The organism is Citrobacter sp. wls714 (genome assembly GCF_005281025.1).
In the GTDB taxonomy this organism is placed as follows: Bacteria; Pseudomonadota; Gammaproteobacteria; order Enterobacterales; family Enterobacteriaceae; genus Citrobacter; species Citrobacter werkmanii.
Genome location: NZ_SZWZ01000075.1, coordinates 119911 through 141239, shown reverse-complemented (window position 1 = coordinate 141239; position 21329 = coordinate 119911). Strand labels below are relative to the sequence as shown.

At 53.2% G+C, this 21329-nt stretch carries 22 protein-coding genes; 14 read left to right on the top strand and 8 right to left on the bottom strand.

Translation table 11 applies throughout. From position 1 onward, the window contains the following. Nucleotides 1-11 precede the first annotated feature (11 nt). The 7 genes from ampG to FDX11_RS16445 all read left to right on the top strand — a co-directional run bounded on the left by ampG (nucleotide 12) and on the right by FDX11_RS16445 (nucleotide 8262). Nucleotides 12-1487: a muropeptide MFS transporter AmpG gene (ampG, locus tag FDX11_RS16475; protein WP_137360410.1), complete on the top strand. Its 1476-nt coding sequence runs from the start codon at nucleotides 12-14 to the stop codon at nucleotides 1485-1487. 459 nt (nucleotides 1488-1946) lie between these two features. Further along, the gene (cyoA, locus tag FDX11_RS16470; protein ID WP_042310101.1) at nucleotides 1947-2903 is read left to right on the top strand and encodes a cytochrome o ubiquinol oxidase subunit II; all 957 of its coding nucleotides are present in this window, start codon (nucleotides 1947-1949) and stop codon (nucleotides 2901-2903) included. A 10-nt stretch (nucleotides 2904-2913) separates the two neighbouring features. Next, the gene (gene cyoB, locus FDX11_RS16465; protein WP_042310102.1) at nucleotides 2914-4905 is read left to right on the top strand and encodes a cytochrome o ubiquinol oxidase subunit I; all 1992 of its coding nucleotides are present in this window, start codon (nucleotides 2914-2916) and stop codon (nucleotides 4903-4905) included. After that, entirely contained in the window at nucleotides 4895-5509 is a 615-nt protein-coding gene (locus FDX11_RS16460; protein ID WP_003831007.1) for a cytochrome o ubiquinol oxidase subunit III, read from the top strand. The genes cyoB and FDX11_RS16460 overlap by 11 nt, the downstream gene beginning before the upstream one ends. Next, nucleotides 5509-5838: a cytochrome o ubiquinol oxidase subunit IV gene (locus FDX11_RS16455; RefSeq protein ID WP_003831006.1), complete on the top strand. Its 330-nt coding sequence runs from the start codon at nucleotides 5509-5511 to the stop codon at nucleotides 5836-5838. Before FDX11_RS16460 ends, FDX11_RS16455 begins: the two co-directional genes overlap by 1 nt. 11 nt (nucleotides 5839-5849) lie before the next feature. Then, on the top strand, nucleotides 5850-6740 hold the full coding sequence (cyoE, locus tag FDX11_RS16450; protein WP_003831005.1) for a heme o synthase: 891 nt from the start codon (nucleotides 5850-5852) through the stop codon (nucleotides 6738-6740). Nucleotides 6741-6897: 157 nt separating this feature from the next. Further along, on the top strand, nucleotides 6898-8262 hold the full coding sequence (locus tag FDX11_RS16445; RefSeq protein ID WP_137398247.1) for an MFS transporter: 1365 nt from the start codon (nucleotides 6898-6900) through the stop codon (nucleotides 8260-8262). A gap of 79 nt (nucleotides 8263-8341) precedes the next feature. Here the strand turns inward: FDX11_RS16445 and FDX11_RS16440 are convergent, their stop codons facing one another. After that, nucleotides 8342-8833 (bottom strand): YajQ family cyclic di-GMP-binding protein, encoded by a 492-nt coding sequence (locus tag FDX11_RS16440; protein WP_003831002.1) that lies wholly within the window; start codon nucleotides 8831-8833, stop codon nucleotides 8342-8344. A 174-nt stretch (nucleotides 8834-9007) separates the two neighbouring features. Here FDX11_RS16440 and panE point away from each other — a divergent pair, with 174 nt between their 5' ends. Together panE and yajL are read left to right on the top strand one after the other, a co-directional pair. Continuing rightward, entirely contained in the window at nucleotides 9008-9919 is a 912-nt protein-coding gene (gene panE / locus FDX11_RS16435) for a 2-dehydropantoate 2-reductase (RefSeq protein WP_038638233.1), read from the top strand. Beyond that, nucleotides 9882-10472: a protein deglycase YajL gene (gene yajL / locus FDX11_RS16430; RefSeq protein ID WP_079225226.1), complete on the top strand. Its 591-nt coding sequence runs from the start codon at nucleotides 9882-9884 to the stop codon at nucleotides 10470-10472. The genes panE and yajL overlap by 38 nt, the downstream gene beginning before the upstream one ends. Nucleotides 10473-10568: 96 nt before the next feature. Here yajL and thiI read toward each other — a convergent pair whose 3' ends face one another. After that, complete coding sequence (gene thiI, locus FDX11_RS16420) at nucleotides 10569-12017, bottom strand: tRNA uracil 4-sulfurtransferase ThiI (protein WP_137398246.1); 1449 nt, start codon at nucleotides 12015-12017, stop codon at nucleotides 10569-10571. Between the two features lie 208 nt (nucleotides 12018-12225). Between thiI and xseB the strand changes: the two genes are divergently transcribed. Genes xseB through yajO form a run of 4 tightly spaced genes read left to right on the top strand, consistent with a single transcriptional unit; the run spans nucleotide 12226 to nucleotide 16286 of the window. Then, nucleotides 12226-12468, top strand: coding sequence for an exodeoxyribonuclease VII small subunit (xseB, locus tag FDX11_RS16415; protein WP_038638224.1), 243 nt, complete (start codon nucleotides 12226-12228; stop codon nucleotides 12466-12468). Then, complete coding sequence (ispA, locus tag FDX11_RS16410) at nucleotides 12469-13368, top strand: (2E,6E)-farnesyl diphosphate synthase (RefSeq protein WP_079225235.1); 900 nt, start codon at nucleotides 12469-12471, stop codon at nucleotides 13366-13368. Nucleotides 13369-13392: 24 nt separating this feature from the next. After that, entirely contained in the window at nucleotides 13393-15255 is a 1863-nt protein-coding gene (gene dxs / locus FDX11_RS16405) for a 1-deoxy-D-xylulose-5-phosphate synthase (protein WP_137349001.1), read from the top strand. 56 nt (nucleotides 15256-15311) lie between these two features. Then, a complete protein-coding gene (yajO, locus tag FDX11_RS16400) occupies nucleotides 15312-16286 on the top strand; it encodes a 1-deoxyxylulose-5-phosphate synthase YajO (protein WP_042310115.1) in 975 nt (324 codons plus the stop codon). A 57-nt stretch (nucleotides 16287-16343) separates the two neighbouring features. On the opposite strand, the gene pgpA is transcribed toward yajO, so the two are convergent. The 6 genes from pgpA to nrdR all read right to left on the bottom strand — a co-directional run bounded on the left by pgpA (nucleotide 16344) and on the right by nrdR (nucleotide 20449). Next, nucleotides 16344-16862, bottom strand: coding sequence for a phosphatidylglycerophosphatase A (gene pgpA, locus FDX11_RS16395; RefSeq protein WP_042310116.1), 519 nt, complete (start codon nucleotides 16860-16862; stop codon nucleotides 16344-16346). Next, nucleotides 16840-17817, bottom strand: a complete 978-nt coding sequence (gene thiL / locus FDX11_RS16390; protein WP_061381556.1) for a thiamine-phosphate kinase — start codon at nucleotides 17815-17817, stop codon at nucleotides 16840-16842. Before thiL ends, pgpA begins: the two co-directional genes overlap by 23 nt. A 75-nt stretch (nucleotides 17818-17892) precedes the next feature. Continuing rightward, complete coding sequence (nusB, locus tag FDX11_RS16385) at nucleotides 17893-18312, bottom strand: transcription antitermination factor NusB (RefSeq protein WP_000801129.1); 420 nt, start codon at nucleotides 18310-18312, stop codon at nucleotides 17893-17895. A 19-nt stretch (nucleotides 18313-18331) separates the two neighbouring features. Beyond that, nucleotides 18332-18802, bottom strand: coding sequence for a 6,7-dimethyl-8-ribityllumazine synthase (gene ribE / locus FDX11_RS16380; RefSeq protein WP_003021575.1), 471 nt, complete (start codon nucleotides 18800-18802; stop codon nucleotides 18332-18334). A 90-nt stretch (nucleotides 18803-18892) separates the two neighbouring features. Continuing rightward, nucleotides 18893-19996 (bottom strand): bifunctional diaminohydroxyphosphoribosylaminopyrimidine deaminase/5-amino-6-(5-phosphoribosylamino)uracil reductase RibD, encoded by a 1104-nt coding sequence (ribD, locus tag FDX11_RS16375; RefSeq protein ID WP_061381555.1) that lies wholly within the window; start codon nucleotides 19994-19996, stop codon nucleotides 18893-18895. Nucleotides 19997-19999: 3 nt separating this feature from the next. Continuing rightward, nucleotides 20000-20449 (bottom strand): transcriptional regulator NrdR, encoded by a 450-nt coding sequence (nrdR, locus tag FDX11_RS16370; RefSeq protein ID WP_016152032.1) that lies wholly within the window; start codon nucleotides 20447-20449, stop codon nucleotides 20000-20002. A 154-nt stretch (nucleotides 20450-20603) separates the two neighbouring features. Here nrdR and FDX11_RS16365 point away from each other — a divergent pair, with 154 nt between their 5' ends. Beyond that, complete coding sequence (locus tag FDX11_RS16365; RefSeq protein WP_042310122.1) at nucleotides 20604-21143, top strand: DUF3251 domain-containing protein; 540 nt, start codon at nucleotides 20604-20606, stop codon at nucleotides 21141-21143. Nucleotides 21144-21329: the final 186 nt, after the last annotated feature.

The following is a 21329-nucleotide window of genomic DNA, read 5'->3' as shown; positions in this document are numbered from 1 at the left end:
TATAGAAGCCCATGTCCAGTCATTACTTACGTATTTTTCAGCAACCACGTTCAGCTATCCTGCTCATTTTGGGGTTCGCCTCCGGATTACCGCTCGCACTGACATCCGGTACGCTCCAGGCGTGGATGACGGTCGAGAATATCGATCTTAAAACCATCGGTTTCTTTTCTCTGGTTGGCCAGGCCTACGTATTTAAGTTCCTCTGGTCTCCATTGATGGACCGCTATACACCGCCGTTTTTGGGCCGACGTCGCGGTTGGCTACTGGCGACCCAGGTACTGCTATTGATTTCTATAGCCGCGATGGGCTTTCTGGAGCCGGGTACGCAGCTACGCTGGATGGCCGCGCTGGCGGTGGTGATCGCGTTTTGTTCGGCATCGCAGGATATCGTCTTTGACGCCTGGAAAACCGACGTATTGCCCACCGAAGAGCGTGGTGCAGGTGCAGCAATCAGCGTGCTGGGTTACCGTTTAGGGATGCTGGTTTCCGGTGGGCTGGCCCTGTGGATGGCCGACCGCTGGCTCGGCTGGCAGGGAATGTATTGGCTGATGGCGGCGCTGCTGATCCCTTGCATCATCGCGACCCTGTTAGCGCCAGAACCGACAGATGCTATTCCGGTGCCTAAATCGCTGGAACAGGCAGTTGCGGCTCCGCTGCGAGACTTTTTTGGCCGGAACAATGCCTGGCTGATTCTGCTCCTGATCGTGCTGTATAAACTCGGTGATGCCTTCGCGATGAGTCTGACCACCACTTTTTTAATCCGCGGTGTCGGATTTGATGCGGGTGAAGTCGGCGTGGTGAATAAAACGCTGGGGCTGCTGGCAACCATTGTTGGCGCGCTGTACGGCGGGATCCTGATGCAGCGTCTCTCGCTGTTCCGCGCATTGTTGATTTTCGGTATTCTGCAAGGGGCATCAAACGCAGGTTACTGGCTGCTGTCCGTCACTGACAAACACATGTTCAGTATGGCCGCCGCCGTTTTCTTTGAAAACCTGTGTGGCGGGATGGGCACCGCGGCGTTTGTCGCCTTATTAATGACGCTATGCAATAAGTCCTTCTCAGCGACTCAGTTCGCCCTGCTCTCCGCGCTTTCGGCGGTTGGCCGCGTGTACGTAGGTCCGGTAGCGGGTTGGTTTGTCGAAGCGCACGGGTGGCCAACGTTTTACCTGTTCTCCGTGTTTGCCGCACTGCCTGGACTCCTGCTGCTGCTGGTTTGCCGCCAGACGCTGGAACATAGCTGGCAAAATGAAAGCTTTATTCCGCGCACGGAATTTCGTGGCGCGTACGGTCTGGCATTAATGACGCTGGTCGCGGGCTGCTGTTTGCTGGCAGTTTGGCTATTGTTGCTGACCCTGAATGCACTGGACTACACCAATTTCTCCTTCCTGCCGGAACTGCTTGAAGTCTCGGTGGTAGTCGCGGTCTGCGGAGTGGTATTCGGCGGATTGCTGGATTATCTGGCATTGCGCAAAACCCGTCTGGCGTGATTTTTCACATTAATTTTGCCGTTGTAATCACCCTGCGTAATTATAACGGCTAAATAAACAACAACTGATAAAAATATTATTTGTTATTTTGTGCGCCATAGAATTTGGAAATTATTGACGCTTTTTATACATGCTATTTTCCTTACTCGATTCAGCCATAAAAAATTTATTACTTGTTCTTAAATTGTCTTTTTATTGATAATCAATTGTTAATTAATTGTTTTATTTTCGTATTGGTTATACCAATTGCCCTCTGCATGTCCCTCGCCCGCCTGCTTTCGTTATAACGTGATGTTGCAACAGGTTCTTAAAGCCAACCCGACATATATTGCAACATATGTGACACGCTCGGCAGAACCCAGTAACACAGATCCAATGATGTTTACAGTAATGTAACCTTCCCGTAAAATGACCTCACACTTTAAACGCCACCCGGTCCCGTGGAATTGAGGTCGTTAAATGAGACTCAGGAAATACAATAAAAGTTTGGGATGGTTGTCATTAATTGCAGGCACTGCGTTACTCAGTGGCTGTAATTCTGCGCTGCTTGACCCTAAAGGACAGATTGGACTGGAACAACGTTCATTGATACTGACGGCATTTGGCCTGATGTTGATCGTCGTTATTCCTGCCATCTTGATGGCTGTTGGTTTTGCCTGGAAGTATCGTGCAAGCAATAAAGATGCGAAGTACAGCCCGAACTGGTCACACTCCAATAAAGTGGAAGCTGTGGTCTGGACGGTGCCGATCTTAATCATCATTTTCCTTGCTGTGCTGACCTGGAAAACCACTCACGCTCTTGAGCCAAGCAAACCGCTGGCGCATGACGAGAAGCCCATTACCATCGAAGTGGTTTCCATGGACTGGAAATGGTTCTTCATCTATCCGGAACAGGGTATCGCTACCGTGAATGAAATCGCCTTCCCGGCGAATACTCCGGTCGAATTCAAAGTGACGTCCAACTCCGTGATGAACTCCTTCTTTATCCCGCGCCTGGGTAGCCAGATTTATGCCATGGCCGGTATGCAGACTCGACTGCATCTGATCGCCAACGAAGTCGGTACTTATGATGGTATCTCCGCAAGCTATAGCGGACCAGGCTTCTCCGGTATGAAATTCAAGGCTATTGCAACAAAGGACCGCGCCGAATTCGACCAATGGGTTGCTAAAGCTAAACAGTCTCCGAACACCATGAACGACATGGCAGCGTTCGAAAAAGTGGCTGTGCCAAGCGAATACAACCAGGTGGAATACTTCTCCAACGTGAAACCTGATTTGTTTAAAGATGTTATTAACAAATTTATGGCTCACGGTAAGAGCATGGACATGACCCAACCAGAAGGTGAGCACAGCGCACACGAAGGTATGGAAGGCATGGACATGAGCCACGCGGAATCCGCCAACTCAAGGGGTTGAGAAGAATACGATGTTCGGAAAATTGACACTTGATGCAGTTCCGTTCCATGAACCAATCGTCATGGTTACGATCGCTGCCATTATCATCGGTGGTGCGGCCTTACTCGGCCTTATCACTTACTTCGGTAAGTGGACCTACCTGTGGAAAGAGTGGCTGACTTCGGTTGACCACAAACGCCTTGGCATCATGTATGTCATCGTCGCAATCGTGATGTTGATTCGTGGCTTTGCCGATGCCGTCATGATGCGTAGTCAGCAAGCACTGGCTTCTGCAGGTGAAGCGGGTTTCCTACCACCTCACCACTACGACCAGATCTTCACGGCTCACGGCGTGATTATGATCTTCTTCGTGGCAATGCCATTTGTTATCGGTCTGATGAACCTCGTGGTTCCACTGCAGATTGGCGCACGTGACGTTGCATTCCCGTTCCTGAACAACCTGAGCTTCTGGTTCACCGTTGTTGGCGTAATCCTGGTTAACCTGTCTCTGGGCGTCGGTGAATTCGCGCAGACCGGTTGGCTGGCGTATCCGCCTCTTTCGGGGATAGAGTACAGTCCAAGCGTCGGGGTCGATTATTGGATATGGGCCGTCCAGTTGTCCGGTATTGGTACAACCCTGACCGGTATCAACTTCTTTGTGACCATCATTAAGATGCGTGCGCCAGGAATGACCATGTTCAAGATGCCGGTATTTAGCTGGGCATCTCTGTGCGCTAACATCCTGATTATCGCTTCGTTCCCAATTCTGACGGTTACCGTCGCGTTGCTGACCCTGGATCGCTATCTGGGCACCCATTTCTTTACCAACGATATGGGCGGCAACATGATGATGTACATCAACCTGATTTGGGCCTGGGGCCATCCGGAAGTGTACATTCTGATCCTGCCAGTATTCGGGGTATTCTCCGAAGTCGCAGCAACCTTCTCGCGTAAGCGTCTGTTTGGTTACACCTCGCTGGTGTGGGCAACCGTGTGTATTACCGTTCTGTCGTTCATTGTTTGGCTGCACCACTTCTTCACCATGGGTGCAGGCGCAAACGTAAACGCCTTCTTCGGTATTACCACCATGATTATCGCCATCCCGACCGGGGTGAAGATCTTCAACTGGCTGTTCACCATGTATCAGGGCCGTATCGTATTCCACTCAGCAATGCTGTGGACGATTGGCTTTATCGTCACCTTCTCAGTCGGCGGCATGACCGGCGTACTGCTGGCGGTTCCGGGTGCCGACTTCGTATTGCACAACAGTCTGTTCCTGATTGCGCACTTCCATAACGTTATCATCGGCGGCGTGGTATTTGGTTGCTTCGCGGGTATGACCTACTGGTGGCCAAAAGCGTTTGGCTTCACGCTGAACGAGACCTGGGGTAAACGCGCCTTCTGGTTCTGGATCATCGGCTTCTTCGTGGCATTTATGCCGCTGTACGTGCTGGGCTTTATGGGTATGACCCGTCGCCTCAGCCAGCAGATTGACCCGCAGTTCCATCCGATGCTGGTTGTTGCCGCCTGTGGCGCCGCGCTGATTGCACTGGGTATCCTGTGCCAGTTCATCCAGATGTACGTGTCTATTCGCGACCGCGAGCAGAACCGTGACCTGACCGGTGACCCATGGGGTGGTCGTACGCTGGAGTGGGCAACCTCTTCCCCGCCTCCGTTCTATAACTTTGCCGTTGTGCCGCACGTTCACGAGCGTGATGCCTTCTGGGAAATGAAAGAAAAAGGTGAAGCGTACAAGCAGCCTGCGCACTATGAAGAGATTCATATGCCGAAGAACAGCGGTGCCGGTATCGTCATTACCGCCTTCGCAACACTGTTTGGTTTCGCCATGATCTGGCATATCTGGTGGCTGGCGATTGCAAGCTTCGCAGGCATGATCATTAGCTGGATTGTGAAAAGCTTTGATGAAGACGTGGATTACTACGTGCCGGTCCCGGAAGTCGAAAAACTGGAAAACCAGCATTTCGATGAGATTACTAAGGCAGGGCTGAAAAATGGCAACTGATACTTTAACGCACGCGACTGCCCACGCGCACGAACACGGGCACCACGATGCAGGCCAGACCAAGATCTTCGGATTCTGGGTCTACCTGATGAGCGACTGCATTCTGTTCTCAATTCTGTTTGCAACCTATGCCGTTCTGGTGAACGGCACCGCAGGTGGCCCGACAGGTAAGGACATTTTTGAACTGCCGTTCGTTCTGGTTGAAACATTCCTGCTGTTATTTAGCTCCATTACCTATGGCATGGCGGCGATCGCCATGTATAAGAACAACAAGAGCCAGGTCATCTCCTGGCTGGCGTTGACCTTCTTGTTCGGTGCCGGATTCATCGGGATGGAACTCTATGAATTCCATCACCTGATTGTTAACGGTATGGGCCCGGATCGCAGCGGCTTCCTGTCTGCGTTCTTCGCGCTGGTCGGCACGCACGGTCTGCACGTCACCTCCGGTCTTATCTGGATGGCGGTGCTGATGGTGCAAGTTGCCCGTCGCGGCCTGACCAGTACTAACCGTACCCGCATCATGTGCCTGAGCCTGTTCTGGCACTTCCTGGATGTGGTGTGGATCTGTGTGTTCACTGTTGTTTATCTGATGGGGGCGATGTAATGAGTCATTCTAACGAGAGCGGCGGCGCATCCCATGGCAGCGTAAAAACCTACATGACAGGTTTTATCCTGTCGATCATCCTGACGGTCATTCCGTTCTGGATGGTAATGACAGGTTCTGCCTCTCCGGCCGTCATTCTGGGAACTATTCTGGCAATGGCAGTGGTACAGATTCTGGTGCACCTGGTGTGCTTCTTGCACATGAATAGCAAATCTGATGAAGGTTGGAACATGACGGCCTTTGTCTTTACTGTGCTAATCATCGCCATTCTGGTTGTGGGCTCCATCTGGATTATGTGGAACCTTAACTACAACATGATGATGCACTAAGAGCGGCGATTATGATGTTTAAGCAATACCTGCAAGTTACGAAACCAGGCATCATCTTTGGCAACCTGATCTCGGTGATTGGGGGGTTCCTGCTGGCCTCGAAAGGCAGCATCGACTATCCCCTGTTTATCTACACGCTGGTTGGGGTGTCACTGGTTGTGGCGTCGGGTTGTGTATTTAACAACTATATCGACAGGGATATCGACAGGAAGATGGAGAGGACCAAAAACCGCGTGCTGGTTAAAGGTCTGATTTCTCCTGCCGTCTCGCTGGTATACGCCACCTTGCTGGGTATTGCTGGCTTTATGCTGCTGTGGTTTGGCGCCAACCCTCTGGCCTGCTGGCTGGGGGTGATGGGCTTCGTGGTATATGTGGGCGTCTATAGCCTGTATATGAAGCGCCATTCCGTTTACGGGACGCTGATTGGCTCACTCTCCGGCGCTGCGCCGCCGGTGATTGGCTACTGCGCCGTAACCGGTGAGTTCGATAGCGGTGCGCTGATTCTGCTGGCTATTTTCAGCCTGTGGCAAATGCCGCACTCTTACGCGATTGCGATTTTCCGCTTTAAGGATTATCAGGCTGCCAATATCCCGGTACTGCCGGTGGTAAAAGGCATTTCGGTCGCGAAGAACCATATCACGCTGTATATTGTGGCATTTGCTATCGCCACGCTGATGCTAACCTTGGGCGGCTATGCAGGTTATAAATACCTGATTGTTGCTGCGGCGGTGAGCGTCTGGTGGTTGGGCATGGCGCTGCGCGGTTATAAAGTGGAAGATGACAGAGTCTGGGCGCGCAAGCTGTTCGGCTTCTCCATCATCGCCATTACCGCACTTTCCGTGATGATGTCCGTCGACTTTATGGTGCCAAACTCGCAGAACCTGCTGACTTACGTTTGGTAAGAATCTGCTTATATGAAAAGGGTGCTCTGGCACCCTTTTTTATTTGTTGTTTTGCTTCCCCCCTCTCCTCACACTCACAACATTTGTTAATGAAGCGCATATTTACCCGGCCCTCTTCCCGCTTTACACTAGGCGCGAAATTAATACAGAGGTGGGAATGAACGATTACAAAATGACGCCCGGTGAGTTGCGCGCCACCTGGGGTTTAGGGACCGTATTTTCGTTGCGCATGCTTGGCATGTTTATGGTCCTGCCGGTTCTGACCACGTATGGTATGGCACTACAGGGTGCCAGCGAAGCATTGATCGGACTTGCTATCGGTATTTATGGCCTGGCGCAAGCCATCTTCCAGATCCCCTTTGGTCTGCTTTCAGACCGCATCGGCCGTAAGCCGCTTATTGTCGGCGGACTGGCGGTATTTGTTGTCGGTAGCGTGATTGCCGCCCTCTCAGATTCAATCTGGGGAATTATTCTCGGTCGGGCCCTCCAGGGCTCTGGCGCGATTGCCGCCGCCGTAATGGCGCTGCTGTCCGACTTAACCCGCGAGCAAAACCGAACCAAAGCAATGGCGTTTATTGGCGTCAGCTTTGGTATCACCTTCGCCATTGCGATGGTACTGGGGCCGATCGTTACCCACGCGCTGGGGCTACACGCGCTGTTCTGGATGATCGCGGGCCTTGCGACCACAGGTATCGTGCTGACTATTTGGGTCGTTCCCAATAGCACGACCCACGTACTGAACCGCGAATCAGGCATGGTAAAAGGCAGCTTCAGCAAAGTGCTGGCGGAACCAAAACTGCTGAAGCTCAACTTCGGCATCATGTGTCTGCACATTTTACTGATGTCTACTTTCGTCGCCTTGCCAGGTCAGTTGGCGAAAGCGGGCTTCCCCGCCGCCGAACACTGGAAAATTTATCTGGTGACGATGCTGCTGTCCTTTGTTTCCGTGGTGCCGTTCATCATTTACGCCGAAGTGAAACGCCGGATGAAACGCGTGTTCCTCGCCTGCGTGTTACTGATTCTTGTCGCCGAAATTGTATTGTGGAGCGCAAACATTCGTTTTTGGGGGCTGATTGCGAGTGTGCAGATATTCTTCCTCGCCTTCAACCTGATGGAAGCCCTACTCCCCTCGCTTATCAGTAAAGAATCTCCGGCGGGCTATAAAGGTACGGCGATGGGCGTTTACTCCACCAGCCAGTTTCTTGGCGTGGCAATTGGCGGCTCGCTGGGCGGTTGGGTAGTCGACATGTTTGATGGTCAGGCGGTATTCCTGGCCGGCGCGCTTCTGGCGGCAGTGTGGTTGTTGGTGGCCAGCACAATGAAAGAACCGCCGTACGTTAGCAGCCTGCGCGTGGAAATCCCACCGGAGATTGCCGCGGATGACACCCTGAAGCAGCGTCTTCTGGCTAAAGAAGGGATAAGCGAAGTATTAATTGTGGCGCAAGAGCATTCGGCTTACGTAAAAATCGACAGCAAAGTGACCAATCGATTCGAAGTTGAGCAGGCGATCAGTCAGGCGTGAAGATTGCAGGATGGCGACGTCTGATCCGGCCTACAAATAGCGTGTGCTACCTGTAGGCCAGATAAGCGGGCATTACGACTTAATCGCGGAAGTTCTTAAACTGGAACGGCTGGCCGAGGTCGCCCCCACGAACCAACGCCATGACGGATTGCAGATCGTCACGTGCTTTACCGGTTACACGGATTTCTTCACCCTGAATCTGCGCCTGCACCTTCAGTTTGCTGTCTTTAATCAGCTTAACGATTTTCTTTTGCACCGCGCTTTCGATGCCCTGCTTCAGCTTCGCTTCCACAAACCAGGTTTTACCGCTGTGCACGAAGGTTTCCGGTACGTCCAGCGACGTGCCTTCAATACCGCGTTTCAGTAGCTTGGCACGCAAAATATCCAGCAGTTGATTGACCTGGAAATCAGACTCGCTCAGCACCTTAATCGTCTTATTTGACTCATTCAGCTCAAAAGTCGCTTCAACGCCACGAAAATCAAAGCGTGACTCTACTTCGCGGCTGGCGTTATCCACCGCGTTACGGGCTTCCTGAAGATCAACTTCAGAGACAATATCGAAAGATGGCATCTTTTCCTCTCCCTTCATTTTTGATGCGAAGCATAATACCTGCAAAGTTACCCAACAGACAGCGCTATACTAGGCTGTATCCTTTAATTGTACGCGGAACTGTTACCTGCGAACAATAAAGGGGTACGGCCGATATGGATTAACACCTGGTGCTGTTGCAGGTGAGGAGGAAGAATGAAAATTACCGTACTGGGATGTGGAGCGTTAGGACAGCTGTGGCTTACCACGCTGTGCAAACATGGACATGAGGTGCAAGGGTGGCTACGCGTACCACAGCCCTACTGCAGCGTGAACCTGATCGACACGGATGGATCAGTTTTTAATGAATCCCTGACGGCAAACGACCCCGACTTTTTGGCAAAAAGCGACCTGTTACTGGTTACACTTAAAGCCTGGCAGGTTTCTGATGCGGTAAAAGGTCTGGCCGCAATTCTGCCTGAAACTACCCCCATTTTGCTGATTCACAACGGTATGGGGACGATTGAAGAGCTGCAAAACATTAAACAGCCTCTGCTGATGGGCACCACCACCCACGCGGCACGTCGCGACGGAAATGTCATCATTCATGTCGCTCAGGGCACAACGCGCATCGGTCCGGCGCGTGAGCAGGACGGTGATTTCAGCTATCTGGCTGAAACACTGCAAGAAGTACTACCGGATGTCGCCTGGCATAATAATATTCGCGCCGAACTGTGGCGCAAACTGGCCGTAAACTGCGTCATTAATCCCCTGACGGCGCTCTGGGACTGCCCAAACGGCGAACTGCGTCAGCATCCGGAAAAAATAGCGCTAATCTGTGAGGAAGTAGCAGCGGTTATTGAACGCGAAGGCCACCACACATCAGCGGATGATTTACGCTATTATGTCGAGCAAGTCATTGACAGTACGGCAGAAAATATCTCATCAATGCTGCAGGATATTCGTGCCATGCGCCATACAGAGATCGACTATATTACCGGTTACCTGTTAAAACGCGCCCGTGCACACGGCATCGCCGTCCCGGAAAATGCCCACCTGTTTGAAATGGTAAAGAGAAAGGAAAGTGAGTATGAGCGCTCAAGCACTGGTTTGTCTCGCCCCTGGTAGTGAAGAGACCGAAGCAGTCACCACTATCGATCTGCTGGTTCGCGGCGGAATTAAGGTCACTACTGCAAGCGTCGCCAGCGATGGCGGCCTGACGATTGTGTGCTCACGCGGAGTGAAACTGCTGGCTGACGCACCGTTGGTTGAAGTTGCTGACGGCGATTTCGACATCATCGTATTGCCCGGCGGAATTAAAGGCGCGGAGTGTTTTCGCGACAGCCCTCTGCTTATCGAAACCGTGAAGCAGTTTCATCGTTCCGGACGTATTGTCGCAGCCATTTGCGCCGCTGCTGCCACCGTACTTGTCCCACACGATATCTTCCCCATCGGAAATATGACGGGTTTCCCGGCGTTGAAAGACAAAATCCCCGCAGAACAATGGCAAGACAAGCGTGTCGTGTGGGATCCGCGCGTCAACCTGTTAACCAGCCAGGGTCCGGGAACATCGATTGATTTTGGTTTAAAAATCATTGATCTACTGGTAAGCCGCGAAAAGGCTCATGAAGTGGCGTCACAGCTGGTAATTGCGGCGGGAATTTATAACTACTACGAGTAAGAATGATTGCCGGATGGCGGCGAAAACATCTTATCCGGCCTACAAAATGATACAGTCTGTAGGCCGGATAAGCGGCAGCGCCATCCGGCAAAGGAACTACGGGCGATACACCTTCACGTTTTCAAAGCCCTGCTCGCGCAGATACAGCGCCTGCAGGCGGCTCATCACCCCGCGTTCACACCACAGCAGCCAGGTTTTACTCTGGTCTAAATCGCCGAATTTGGTGCTCAGCTTGTAGAACGGCAGAGAAACCACGTCCACGCCTTCCACCTTCAGCGGTTTGTCATCCTGTTCATCCACAGAACGGATATCCAGAATCACGTCGTTCGGGCCGAAACCGCTCACGGTTTCCACTTCCACCACGGTCTGCTGAGTCTGCTGGGCGATATCGCGAATATCGATATTGTTCGCTTCTTCAACCACTTTATCGAGGATAGAGAAATCGAAGTTTTCTTCTTCGGCCTCAATCTTCGCTTTAATCGCCTTCACCGTTGGGCTTTTTGAAATTACGCCGCAGTATTCCGGCATGGTACGCGCAAAGTCCTCGGTACCAATTTCACGCGCCAGGTTGATGATGTGCTCTTTATCATGAGAGATAAGCGGGCGCAGGATCAGGGTATCCGAAACGTTATCAATCAGGCGCAGGTTGGTCAGCGTCTGGCTGGATACCTGGCCCAACGCTTCACCGGTTACCAGTGCCTGTACGCCGTAGCGCTCAGCGACTTTCGACGCCGCGCGTACCATCATACGTTTGAGGACCACGCCCATCTGGCCGTCGTCGACTTTCTCCAGGATCTCACCCACCACCGGCTCAAAGTTGATCGCGACAAAACGCACGCGATGCGAGCTACCGTAGCGGTTCCACAGATAATGCGCCACCTGACGAACGCCGATTTCATGCGCGGCGCCGCCGAGGTTAAAGAAGCAATAGTGTACGCGGCAGCCGCGACGCATCAGCATGTAGCTGGACACCCCGGAGTCGAAACCACCGGAGATCAGCGACAGGACGTCTTCCTGCGTACCAATCGGGAAACCGCCAATACCTTCATAGCGGCCTTTAACCAGCAGCAGACGATCATTTTCGATTTCAAGATTTACCGTAACATCCGGTTTCGTCAGCTTCACGCGCGCGGATTCAATATGCTGGTTCAACCCGCCGCCAACATAACGTTCCACCTCAATGGAGCTAAACTCATGCTTACCGCGACGCTTAACACGTACACAGAAGGTTTTTCCTTCCAGTTGATCGCGATACTGCACCAGCGCTTTCTCGAAAATATCGTGCATGTCGGTAAACGGCACGTCTTCTACTTCGAGAATATGGTGAATACCCGGAATACGGGTCAGCGCGTCGCGAATATCCAGGCGCTGGCTTTCATCTTTAGCGCGAACCTCAACGTGATCCCAGTGACGGACAACGGCAAGGTCTTCATCGTAGTGCTTTAAAACGTTACGAATGTTCCCTGTCAGAATTTTTATAAAGCGCAAACGCACAGATTGGCTTTTGATGGTGATTTCTGGGAACAATTTAATGATAAACTTCATGGCGGCAATGGTTCTTTGGCAAGTCTGAATGACTTGTAATGGAAAAAAATACAGCAGCCCATACCCTGCGGCTGCATCCAGGCGCGCAAGTATACCACTATCATGGTCATCCTGTGCACATCGCCTTACCATTGCGCGTTATTTGCTTATCAGTGCGAGTCCGTTACCATAGTCTTGTGCTGCCAATACAGAGAGTCAGACATTCATTATGCCGAAGAAAAATGAAGCGCCAGCCAGTTTTGAAACAGCGCTGAGCGAGCTGGAACAGATTGTTACCCGCCTGGAAAGCGGCGACCTGCCGCTGGAAGAAGCGCTGAACGAATTCGAACGTGGCGTACAGCTGGCGCGTCAGGGACAAGTCAAATTGCAACAGGCTGAACAGCGCGTACAAATCCTGCTGTCAGATACCGAAGACGCCGCCCTTACGCCTTTTACACCGGATAATGAGTAAATGGATTTTACGCAGCAGCTACAGGCTTGCGTTGAGCAGGCCAACCAGGCACTGAGCCGTTTTATCGCGCCACTGCCCTTTCAGAACACTCCCGTGGTCGAAACCATGCAATATGGCGCATTATTAGGCGGTAAACGTCTGCGCCCATTCCTGGTGTATGCGACCGGTCAGATGTTTGGCGTCAGCCTGAGTACGCTTGATGCTCCCGCTGCCGCCGTCGAGTGCATCCATGCCTATTCGCTGATGCATGATGATTTACCCGCGATGGACGACGATGACCTGCGCCGCGGTCTGCCAACCTGCCACGTAAAATTTGGCGAGGCAAACGCGATCCTGGCCGGAGATGCGCTGCAAACGCTGGCGTTTTCCATTATCAGCGACGCGCCCATGCCAGAAGTCACCGACCGGGACCGCATCGCGATGATCTCTGAACTGGCCCAGGCCAGCGGTATCGCCGGTATGTGCGGTGGCCAGGCGCTGGATCTGGAAGCGGAAGGTCAGCAGGTTGCGCTGGATGCGCTGGAGCGTATTCACCGCCATAAAACCGGGGCGTTGATTCGCGCCGCCGTGCGTCTGGGGGCATTAAGCGCAGGCGATAAAGGGCGAGAATGCCTGCCAATTCTCGACAAATACGCAGAAAGCATCGGTCTGGCCTTCCAGGTTCAGGATGACATACTGGATGTGGTAGGCGATACTGCAACATTGGGTAAACGTCAGGGTGCCGACCAGCAGCTTGGCAAAAGTACCTATCCTGCACTTCTGGGTCTTGAGCAAGCCCGGAATAAAGCCCGGGATTTAATCGAGGATGCCCGCCAGTCGCTAAATTTGCTGGCCGCGCAGTCACTCGATACCTCGGCACTGGAAGCGCTAGCGGACTACATAATCCAGCGTAATAAATAAACCAACATATCCCATGAGCTTGCGATGAGTTTTGATATAGCCAAATACCCGACCCTGGCGCTGGTCGACTCCACCCAGGAGTTACGCCTACTGCCAAAAGAGAGCCTGCCAAAGCTTTGCGACGAACTGCGCCGCTATTTGCTCGACAGCGTGAGCCGTTCCAGCGGGCACTTCGCCTCTGGTCTGGGCACGGTGGAACTTACCGTCGCGCTGCATTACGTCTATAACACCCCGTTTGACCAGTTAATCTGGGATGTGGGACATCAGGCTTATCCGCACAAAATTCTGACCGGACGCCGCGATAAAATCGGCACCATTCGTCAGAAAGGCGGTTTACATCCGTTCCCGTGGCGCGGTGAGAGCGAGTATGACGTACTGAGCGTTGGGCACTCTTCAACGTCTATTAGCGCTGGCATTGGTATTGCGGTTGCCGCCGAGAAAGAAGGCAAAGATCGTCGTACCGTTTGTGTGATTGGCGACGGCGCTATCACCGCCGGGATGGCGTTTGAAGCGATGAACCATGCGGGTGATATTAAGCCCGATATGCTGGTTATCCTCAACGACAACGAAATGTCGATTTCAGAGAACGTCGGCGCGCTGAACAATCACCTGGCGCAACTGCTCTCTGGCAAACTCTACTCCTCGCTGCGCGAAGGCGGGAAGAAAGTCTTCTCCGGCGTACCACCGATTAAAGAACTGCTCAAACGTACCGAAGAACACATTAAAGGCATGGTGGTGCCGGGCACGCTGTTTGAAGAGCTGGGCTTTAACTATATCGGCCCGGTGGACGGGCACGACGTGCTGGGACTCATCACCACGCTGAAGAACATGCGCGATCTTAAAGGTCCACAGTTCCTGCACATCATGACCAAAAAAGGTCGTGGCTATGAGCCAGCGGAAAAAGACCCGATCACATTCCATGCCGTACCCAAATTCGATCCATCCAGCGGCTGTCTGCCGAAAAGCAGCGGCGGCCTGCCAAGCTATTCAAAAATCTTCGGGGACTGGTTGTGTGAGACCGCAGCGAAAGACAATAAGCTGATGGCGATCACCCCGGCGATGCGCGAAGGCTCCGGTATGGTGGAATTCTCACGTAAGTTCCCGGACCGCTACTTCGATGTGGCGATTGCCGAGCAGCACGCAGTGACCTTTGCAGCAGGTCTGGCGATTGGCGGCTACAAGCCGGTCGTGGCTATTTACTCTACCTTCCTGCAACGCGCCTACGATCAGGTGCTGCATGATGTGGCCATCCAGAAACTGCCGGTACTGTTCGCCGTTGACCGGGCTGGTATTGTTGGCGCTGATGGGCAAACCCACCAGGGGGCGTTCGATCTCTCCTTCCTGCGCTGCATCCCGGAAATGGTCATCATGACCCCGAGCGATGAGAACGAATGCCGCCAGATGTTGTTTACCGGCTATCACTATAACAACGGGCCATCGGTCGTGCGCTATCCACGCGGTAATGCGGTGGGCGTTGAGCTGACGCCGCTGGAACAGCTACCAATCGGTAAAGGCATCGTGAAGCGTCACGGGGAAAAAGTGGCAATTCTTAACTTTGGTACCCTGATGCCGGAAGCCGCTCAGGTCGCAGAGTCGTTGAACGCCACGCTGGTCGACATGCGCTTTGTGAAACCGCTGGATGAAACGTTGATCCTCGAGATGGCAGCCCAACACGACGTGCTGGTTACCATTGAAGAGAACGCCATTATGGGCGGCGCAGGCAGTGGCGTAAACGAAGTGCTGATGGCCCATCGCAAGCCCGTTCCGGTGCTGAACATTGGCCTGCCTGACTTCTTCATCCCGCAAGGCACTCAGGATGAGGCTCGCGCCGATCTGGGTCTTGATGCCGCTGGCATTGAGGCTAAAATCAAGGCCTGGCTGGCATAATCCCCTCCCCGCTCCTGCTATGCTTAATGAATAACACGCTAAGCAGGAGCGAATGAATGCAATACAACACTTTAGGAAAAACCGACCTCCGGGTCTCCCGCCTTTGCCTGGGCTGCATGACGTTTGGCGAACCCAATCGCGGTAATCACGCCTGGACGCTGCCTGAAGAGAGCAGCCGCCCGATAATCAAACACGCCCTTGAAGGCGGCATTAACTTTTTCGATACCGCCAACAGCTACTCCGCTGGCAGCAGCGAAGAGATTGTCGGCCGTGCGCTGCGTGATTTTGCCCGCCGCGAAGATGTCGTGGTCGCGACCAAGGTTTTTCACCAGGTGGATGATTTAGCGGAAGGATTATCCCGCGCACAAATCCTGCGCTCAATCGACGACAGCCTCAGACGCCTGGGCATGGACTATGTGGACATCCTGCAAATTCACCGCTGGGATTACAACACGCCAATCGAGGAAACGCTGGAAGCCCTCAACGACGTAGTAAAAGCCGGTAAAGCTCGCTATATCGGTGCCTCGTCGATGCACGCTTCGCAGTTTGCTCAGGCGCTGGCCTTACAGAAGCAACACGGCTGGGCGCAGTTCGTCAGCATGCAGGATCACTACAACCTGATCTACCGCGAAGAAGAACGCGAAATGCTGCCGCTCTGCTATCAGGAAGGTGTCGCGGTGATCCCGTGGAGTCCGCTGGCGCGTGGTCGCCTGACCCGCCCGTGGGGAGAAACGACCGCACGTCTGGTTTCCGATGAAGTCGGTAAAAATTTATATAACGAGAGCGATGAAAACGACGCGCAAATTGCCGCGCGGCTGGCTGGCATCAGTGAGGAACTGGGCGTTACGCGGGCGCAGGTCGCGCTGGCATGGCTGCTGAGCAAACCAGGTGTGGCTGCGCCCATTATTGGCACATCGCGCGAGGAGCAATTGGATGAATTGCTCAATGCGGTGGATTTAACGCTGAAGCCGGAGCAAATTGCCGAGCTGGAAACACCGTACAAACAGCATCCGGTGGTGGGATTTAAATAAGCGCGATTGTAGATTGTAAGCCGGATAAGGCGTTTACGCCGCCATCCGGCAAACCCGTTAAATGATACCTATCGGCCAGTGATGGCCGATAAAATACAAAATTCCGGCAGAGAGTATCCCGGCGACAATATCGTCGATCATGATCCCCGTCCCGCCATGCACATTGCGATCGAACCAACGAATTGGCCACGGTTTCCACATATCCAGAATACGGAAAATCACAAATCCGGCGGCAACCCATTGCCAGTCGAGGGTCGGTAGCGCCATCAGAGTTATCCACATGCCGACAAATTCGTCCCAGACAATGCTGCCGTGATCGTGCACGCCCATGTCTTTCGCCGTTTGATGACACAGATAAACGCCGATACAGATAGACAGCATGACCACCAGCGAATACAGCTGCCATGGCAGAAATGTCATTAAATACCAAAAAGGGATCGCCGCCAGCGATCCCATGGTGCCAGGAATAATTGGACTCAGCCCGCTACCAAAACCGGTGGCCAACAGGTGCCACGGATTACGCATACTCAGGCGGCTTTTGGCGACATCTTTTTTAAGGCGCGGCAAAATGGTCATATCCTTTCCAGTCGAACGTGACGGGTTTTCCATCGCGCGTAAAGTGAACGCCTTCTACATCCGCACTCATCTGACCGATGCAGGTAAACGAGGTCCCGAGATGTGCCAGCGCGACGTCCAGCGCGCCACGGTTGATTTCCGGTACGGTAAAGCATAACTCATAATCTTCCCCCCCCGAGAGCGCCCAGCGCAACGCCTGTTCCGGCTCAACGTGTTGGGCGAATGCCGTGGAATAAGGCAGCGCGTCGACGTTAACCCGTGCGCCGCAGCCGCTGGCATTGACGATATGCCCCAGATCGGAAATCAGGCCGTCGGAGAGATCGATAGCCGCACTGGCCAGATCGCGCAGGGCTTGCCCCTGTAAAATACGCGGGGTTGGGCGCAGGTGGCGTTGCAGCAGATACTCCGCGTCTTTTGGATCAGTCACCTGCAAGCGGTCCTGCAAAATCGCCAGCCCCGCCGCACTATCGCCCGGCGTGCCGGTCACATAAATCCAGTCTCCCGGTTTTGCCCCGGAACGTTTTAAGGCACGCCCAACGGGAACGTAGCCATGAATACCCAACGTCATCGACAGCGGTCCACGCGTGGTATCACCGCCAATCAGCTGCATATCGTAGTAATTAAGGAGTTCAAACAGGCCATCGCTGAAAGCTTCAAGCCAGGCTTCATCAACGTCAGGTAACGTCAGTGCCAGCGTCAACCACGCAGGATCGGCACCCATCGCCGCCAGATCGCTCAAATTCACCGCCAGGGCTTTCCAGGCCAGATCGGTAGGATCAATGTCGGGGAGGAAGTGATTGCCTGCCACCAGCGTATCGGTACTGATCGCCAATGTCTGTTTTTCAGGGATGTTCAGGAGTGCGCAATCGTCGCCAATACCGGTTTCGACATCAAGACGAGACGTTCTTACGCGATCAAAATAACGGGCAATCAGGGAAAATTCGCCGCATGCCATACGTTATGCCTCAGCAGAAAAAAAGAAAAAGCCGGGGACAGCGGAAACACGTTCCACTCTCCGCCGGCCTCGGGATTACTTTTTGTTGGGGCGAATCACAGGTGCTGCTTTATCCAGTACGCCGTTAACGAATTTATGGCTGTCTTCGGCACCGAAGGTTTTCGCCAGTTCAATCGCTTCGTTGATGGCCACTTTGTACGGCACATCGCTACGCTTAGACAGTTCAAACAGCGCAATACGCAGTACGGCTTTTTCAACCTGACCCAACTCTTCCAGCAGACGAGACAGGTAAGGCTTCATTAATCCATCCAGGTACGCGCTGTTAGTCGCTACCCCGGACAGCAGTTCACGGAAATACAGAACGTCGACATCTTTAACGTCCTGTTCCGCCAGGAACTGGTATTCAACATCAGCGATGTCGTTCTGGGACAACTGCCAGGAGTAGAGCGCCTGGACGGCACACTCACGGGCGCGGCGACGAGCAGCAGGTTTCACGGATTTCCCCTTACAAAAATCAGGCCTTAATGGCTTTCAATACATTAATCATTTCAAGCGCAGTCAGTGCAGCTTCTGCGCCTTTGTTGCCGGCTTTCGTGCCAGCACGTTCGATGGCTTGTTCAATACTTTCGGTGGTCAGAACACCGAAGGCTACCGGAATGCCACTGTCCTGAGCGACATGCGCCAGGCCATTGCTTGCACCGCCAGCCACATATTCGAAGTGCGCGGTACCACCACGGATCACCGTACCTAGCGCAATCACAGCATCGTATTTACCGGTTTTCGCCAGTGCGTCAGCCGCCAGCGGCAGCTCATATGCGCCTGGAACCCAAACGACGGTAATGTTTTCATCTTTAACCTGGCCAATACGTTTCAGGGCGTCGATCGCACCTTCCAGCAGGCTATCATTGATAAAGTTGTTGAAACGCGCAATGGTGATGGCGACGCGAGCGTCCGGAGTAGCAACGTTAGCTTCAATAATGTTCATATTCTTCCTTCGGGTTCGATTTATGGCCCCGTAAGGGGGGCGGATTTTATCATAATATTCTGGGCGCTGCTTCCTCTAATTCAGAAAGCCTCACGCAGTGGTTAAATGCAGGCAAACGTCCGGGCCCACCTGGCGTATCTCGTTGAATTTGAAATGGGGGGCGTCGGCCAGTTTCTCAAGCCCTGGCAGCACACATAATCCTCGCGCATCACTGCCTAACAGTTTAGGCGCAACATACACGATTAGCTCATCCACCAAACCGGCCTGTAATAACGCGCCCGCAAGCGTTGGGCCAGCTTCCACCCAAATACTGTTAATTTGCTGTTTGCCCAGTTGCATCATCAACACGACCAAATCCAGATGCCCGTTATGTTCCGGTACCTTAATACTGCGAACTGACTCCGGCCAACTGCGGGTATCGTCTTTCGTTCGGATAATCCAGGTTTCTCCCGGCTGTTGCACAATACGGTGCTCCGGCGTGACCTGATTCTGGCTATCAAGGACAATGCGGATCGGCTGGCGCAGATTTTCCTGCGGGTAACTCGCCTGAGTTGACTCCCCAAGCTCCGACCAGCGCACGGTAAGCTGAGGATCGTCGGCCAGTACCGTCGCGCTGCTGGTTAAAATGGCATGGCTTTGCGCGCGCAGCCGTTGCACATCGCGGCGCGCCTGCGGCGAGGTGATCCACTGGCTTTCCCCGCTGGCCATCGCCGTACGACCATCGAGCGATGCGCCAAGCTTAAGCTGCAGATATGGGAAACCTGTACGCATGCGCTTGAGAAAGCCTTTATTAAGCTGCTCAACCTCGCTCATCATCAAGCCGTGGCTGACGTCAATGCCCGCCTGCTGCAAGCGATAGAGGCCACGACCTGCTACCTGCGGATTGGGATCCTGCATCGCGGCAACAACGCGTGCTACGCCCGCCGCAATCAACGCATCGCAGCACGGCGGCGTACGCCCATGATGACTGCAGGGCTCAAGCGTCACGTAGGCGGTTGCCCCTTGCGCTTTTTCTCCAGCCATCCGCAGGGCATGGACTTCGGCATGCGGCTCGCCCGCGCGGTGATGATATCCTTCACCGACGATCTCCCCATCCTTAACAATCACGCAGCCGACGTTGGGATTTGGGTGAGTAGTGAAACGTCCGCGCGCAGCAAGCTTCAACGCGCGCGCCATGTACAATTCATCCTGCATGGCTTAGTCCTGTAGGCGAGCAATCTCTTCGCCAAATTCTTTGATATCTTCAAAACTGCGGTAAACCGACGCAAAGCGGATGTAAGCGACTTTATCGAGCTTTTTCAGCTGCTCCATTACCAGGTTGCCGATCATCTTACTCGGCACCTCACGCTCGCCAGTCGCTCGCAGTTGTGATTTGATATGGTTTAACGCCATTTCGACGTCATCTGAGCTGACCGGACGTTTCTCCAACGCTCTGAGCATGCCGCTGCGCAGCTTATCTTCATTAAAGGGTTCACGCACATCGTTGCTCTTCACAACACGCGGCATGACAAGTTCAGCCACTTCAAAAGTGGTGAAACGTTCGTTACAGACCAGACACTGCCGACGGCGGCGTACTGAGGAGCCCTCGCCTACAAGACGAGAGTCAATTACCTTAGTGTCTACGGCGAAACAGAATGGGCAATGCATACGGCGTCCTGTACCTCAGTGGTTAACAGCAATCTATTTTACCCTGAACTGGCGTGACAACAAAGGCGCAGCGCTTTTGAGACAAAGGATCGATGCCTTCGTGCTCTGTGCACACTACCATTATGCTATCGCGACAATGAAGGAAGTAATCACAATGACAAGACGTTACCTAAGAATTCTCCTGGTGGGAAGCCTCTTTAGTCTTAGCGCCTGCGCGCAGCAAAGCGAAGTACGCCAGATGCATCAAAGCGTAAGCACGCTAAATAAAGAGATGACGCAGCTTAATCAGGAAACGGTAAAAATTACGCAACAAAATATGTTGAATGCCAAGTCGACCAGTGGCGCCTATCTGTTGCCGGGCTCCAAAACCCCTGCCCGGCTGGAGAGCCAGATTGGCACGTTACGTATGTCTTTGGTGAATATTGCGCCGAACGCCGATGGCACAAGGTTAACGCTACGTATTCAGGGCGAGTCCAATACGCCCTTGCCCGCCTTTAGCGCCACCGTAGAGTACGGTCAAATTCAGGGCACCACGGAGAATTATCAGGAAGTGAACGTTCAAAACCAACTGGTCAACGCCCCGGCAAGTATTCTTGCCCCCAGCGACGTAGACATTCCGTTGCAGATAACTGGTCTCTCCCCCGACCAGTTGGGATTTGTTCGCATCCACGACGTCCAGCCTGTTAGCCAATAAACTTTTTTGCGGAACGTTTTGTGCGTTCCGCAACATCACTCCGCTCCATTTTGTTACTCCCCTGACATAACCAATATTTCTGTTAAAACTTGGCAACATTCATGGGAGCCAGTACAATTCGCCGCCTAAAGTACGCAAACGTGAACGCAATCGATTACGTAAATGATAGAACTGTGAAACAAGACA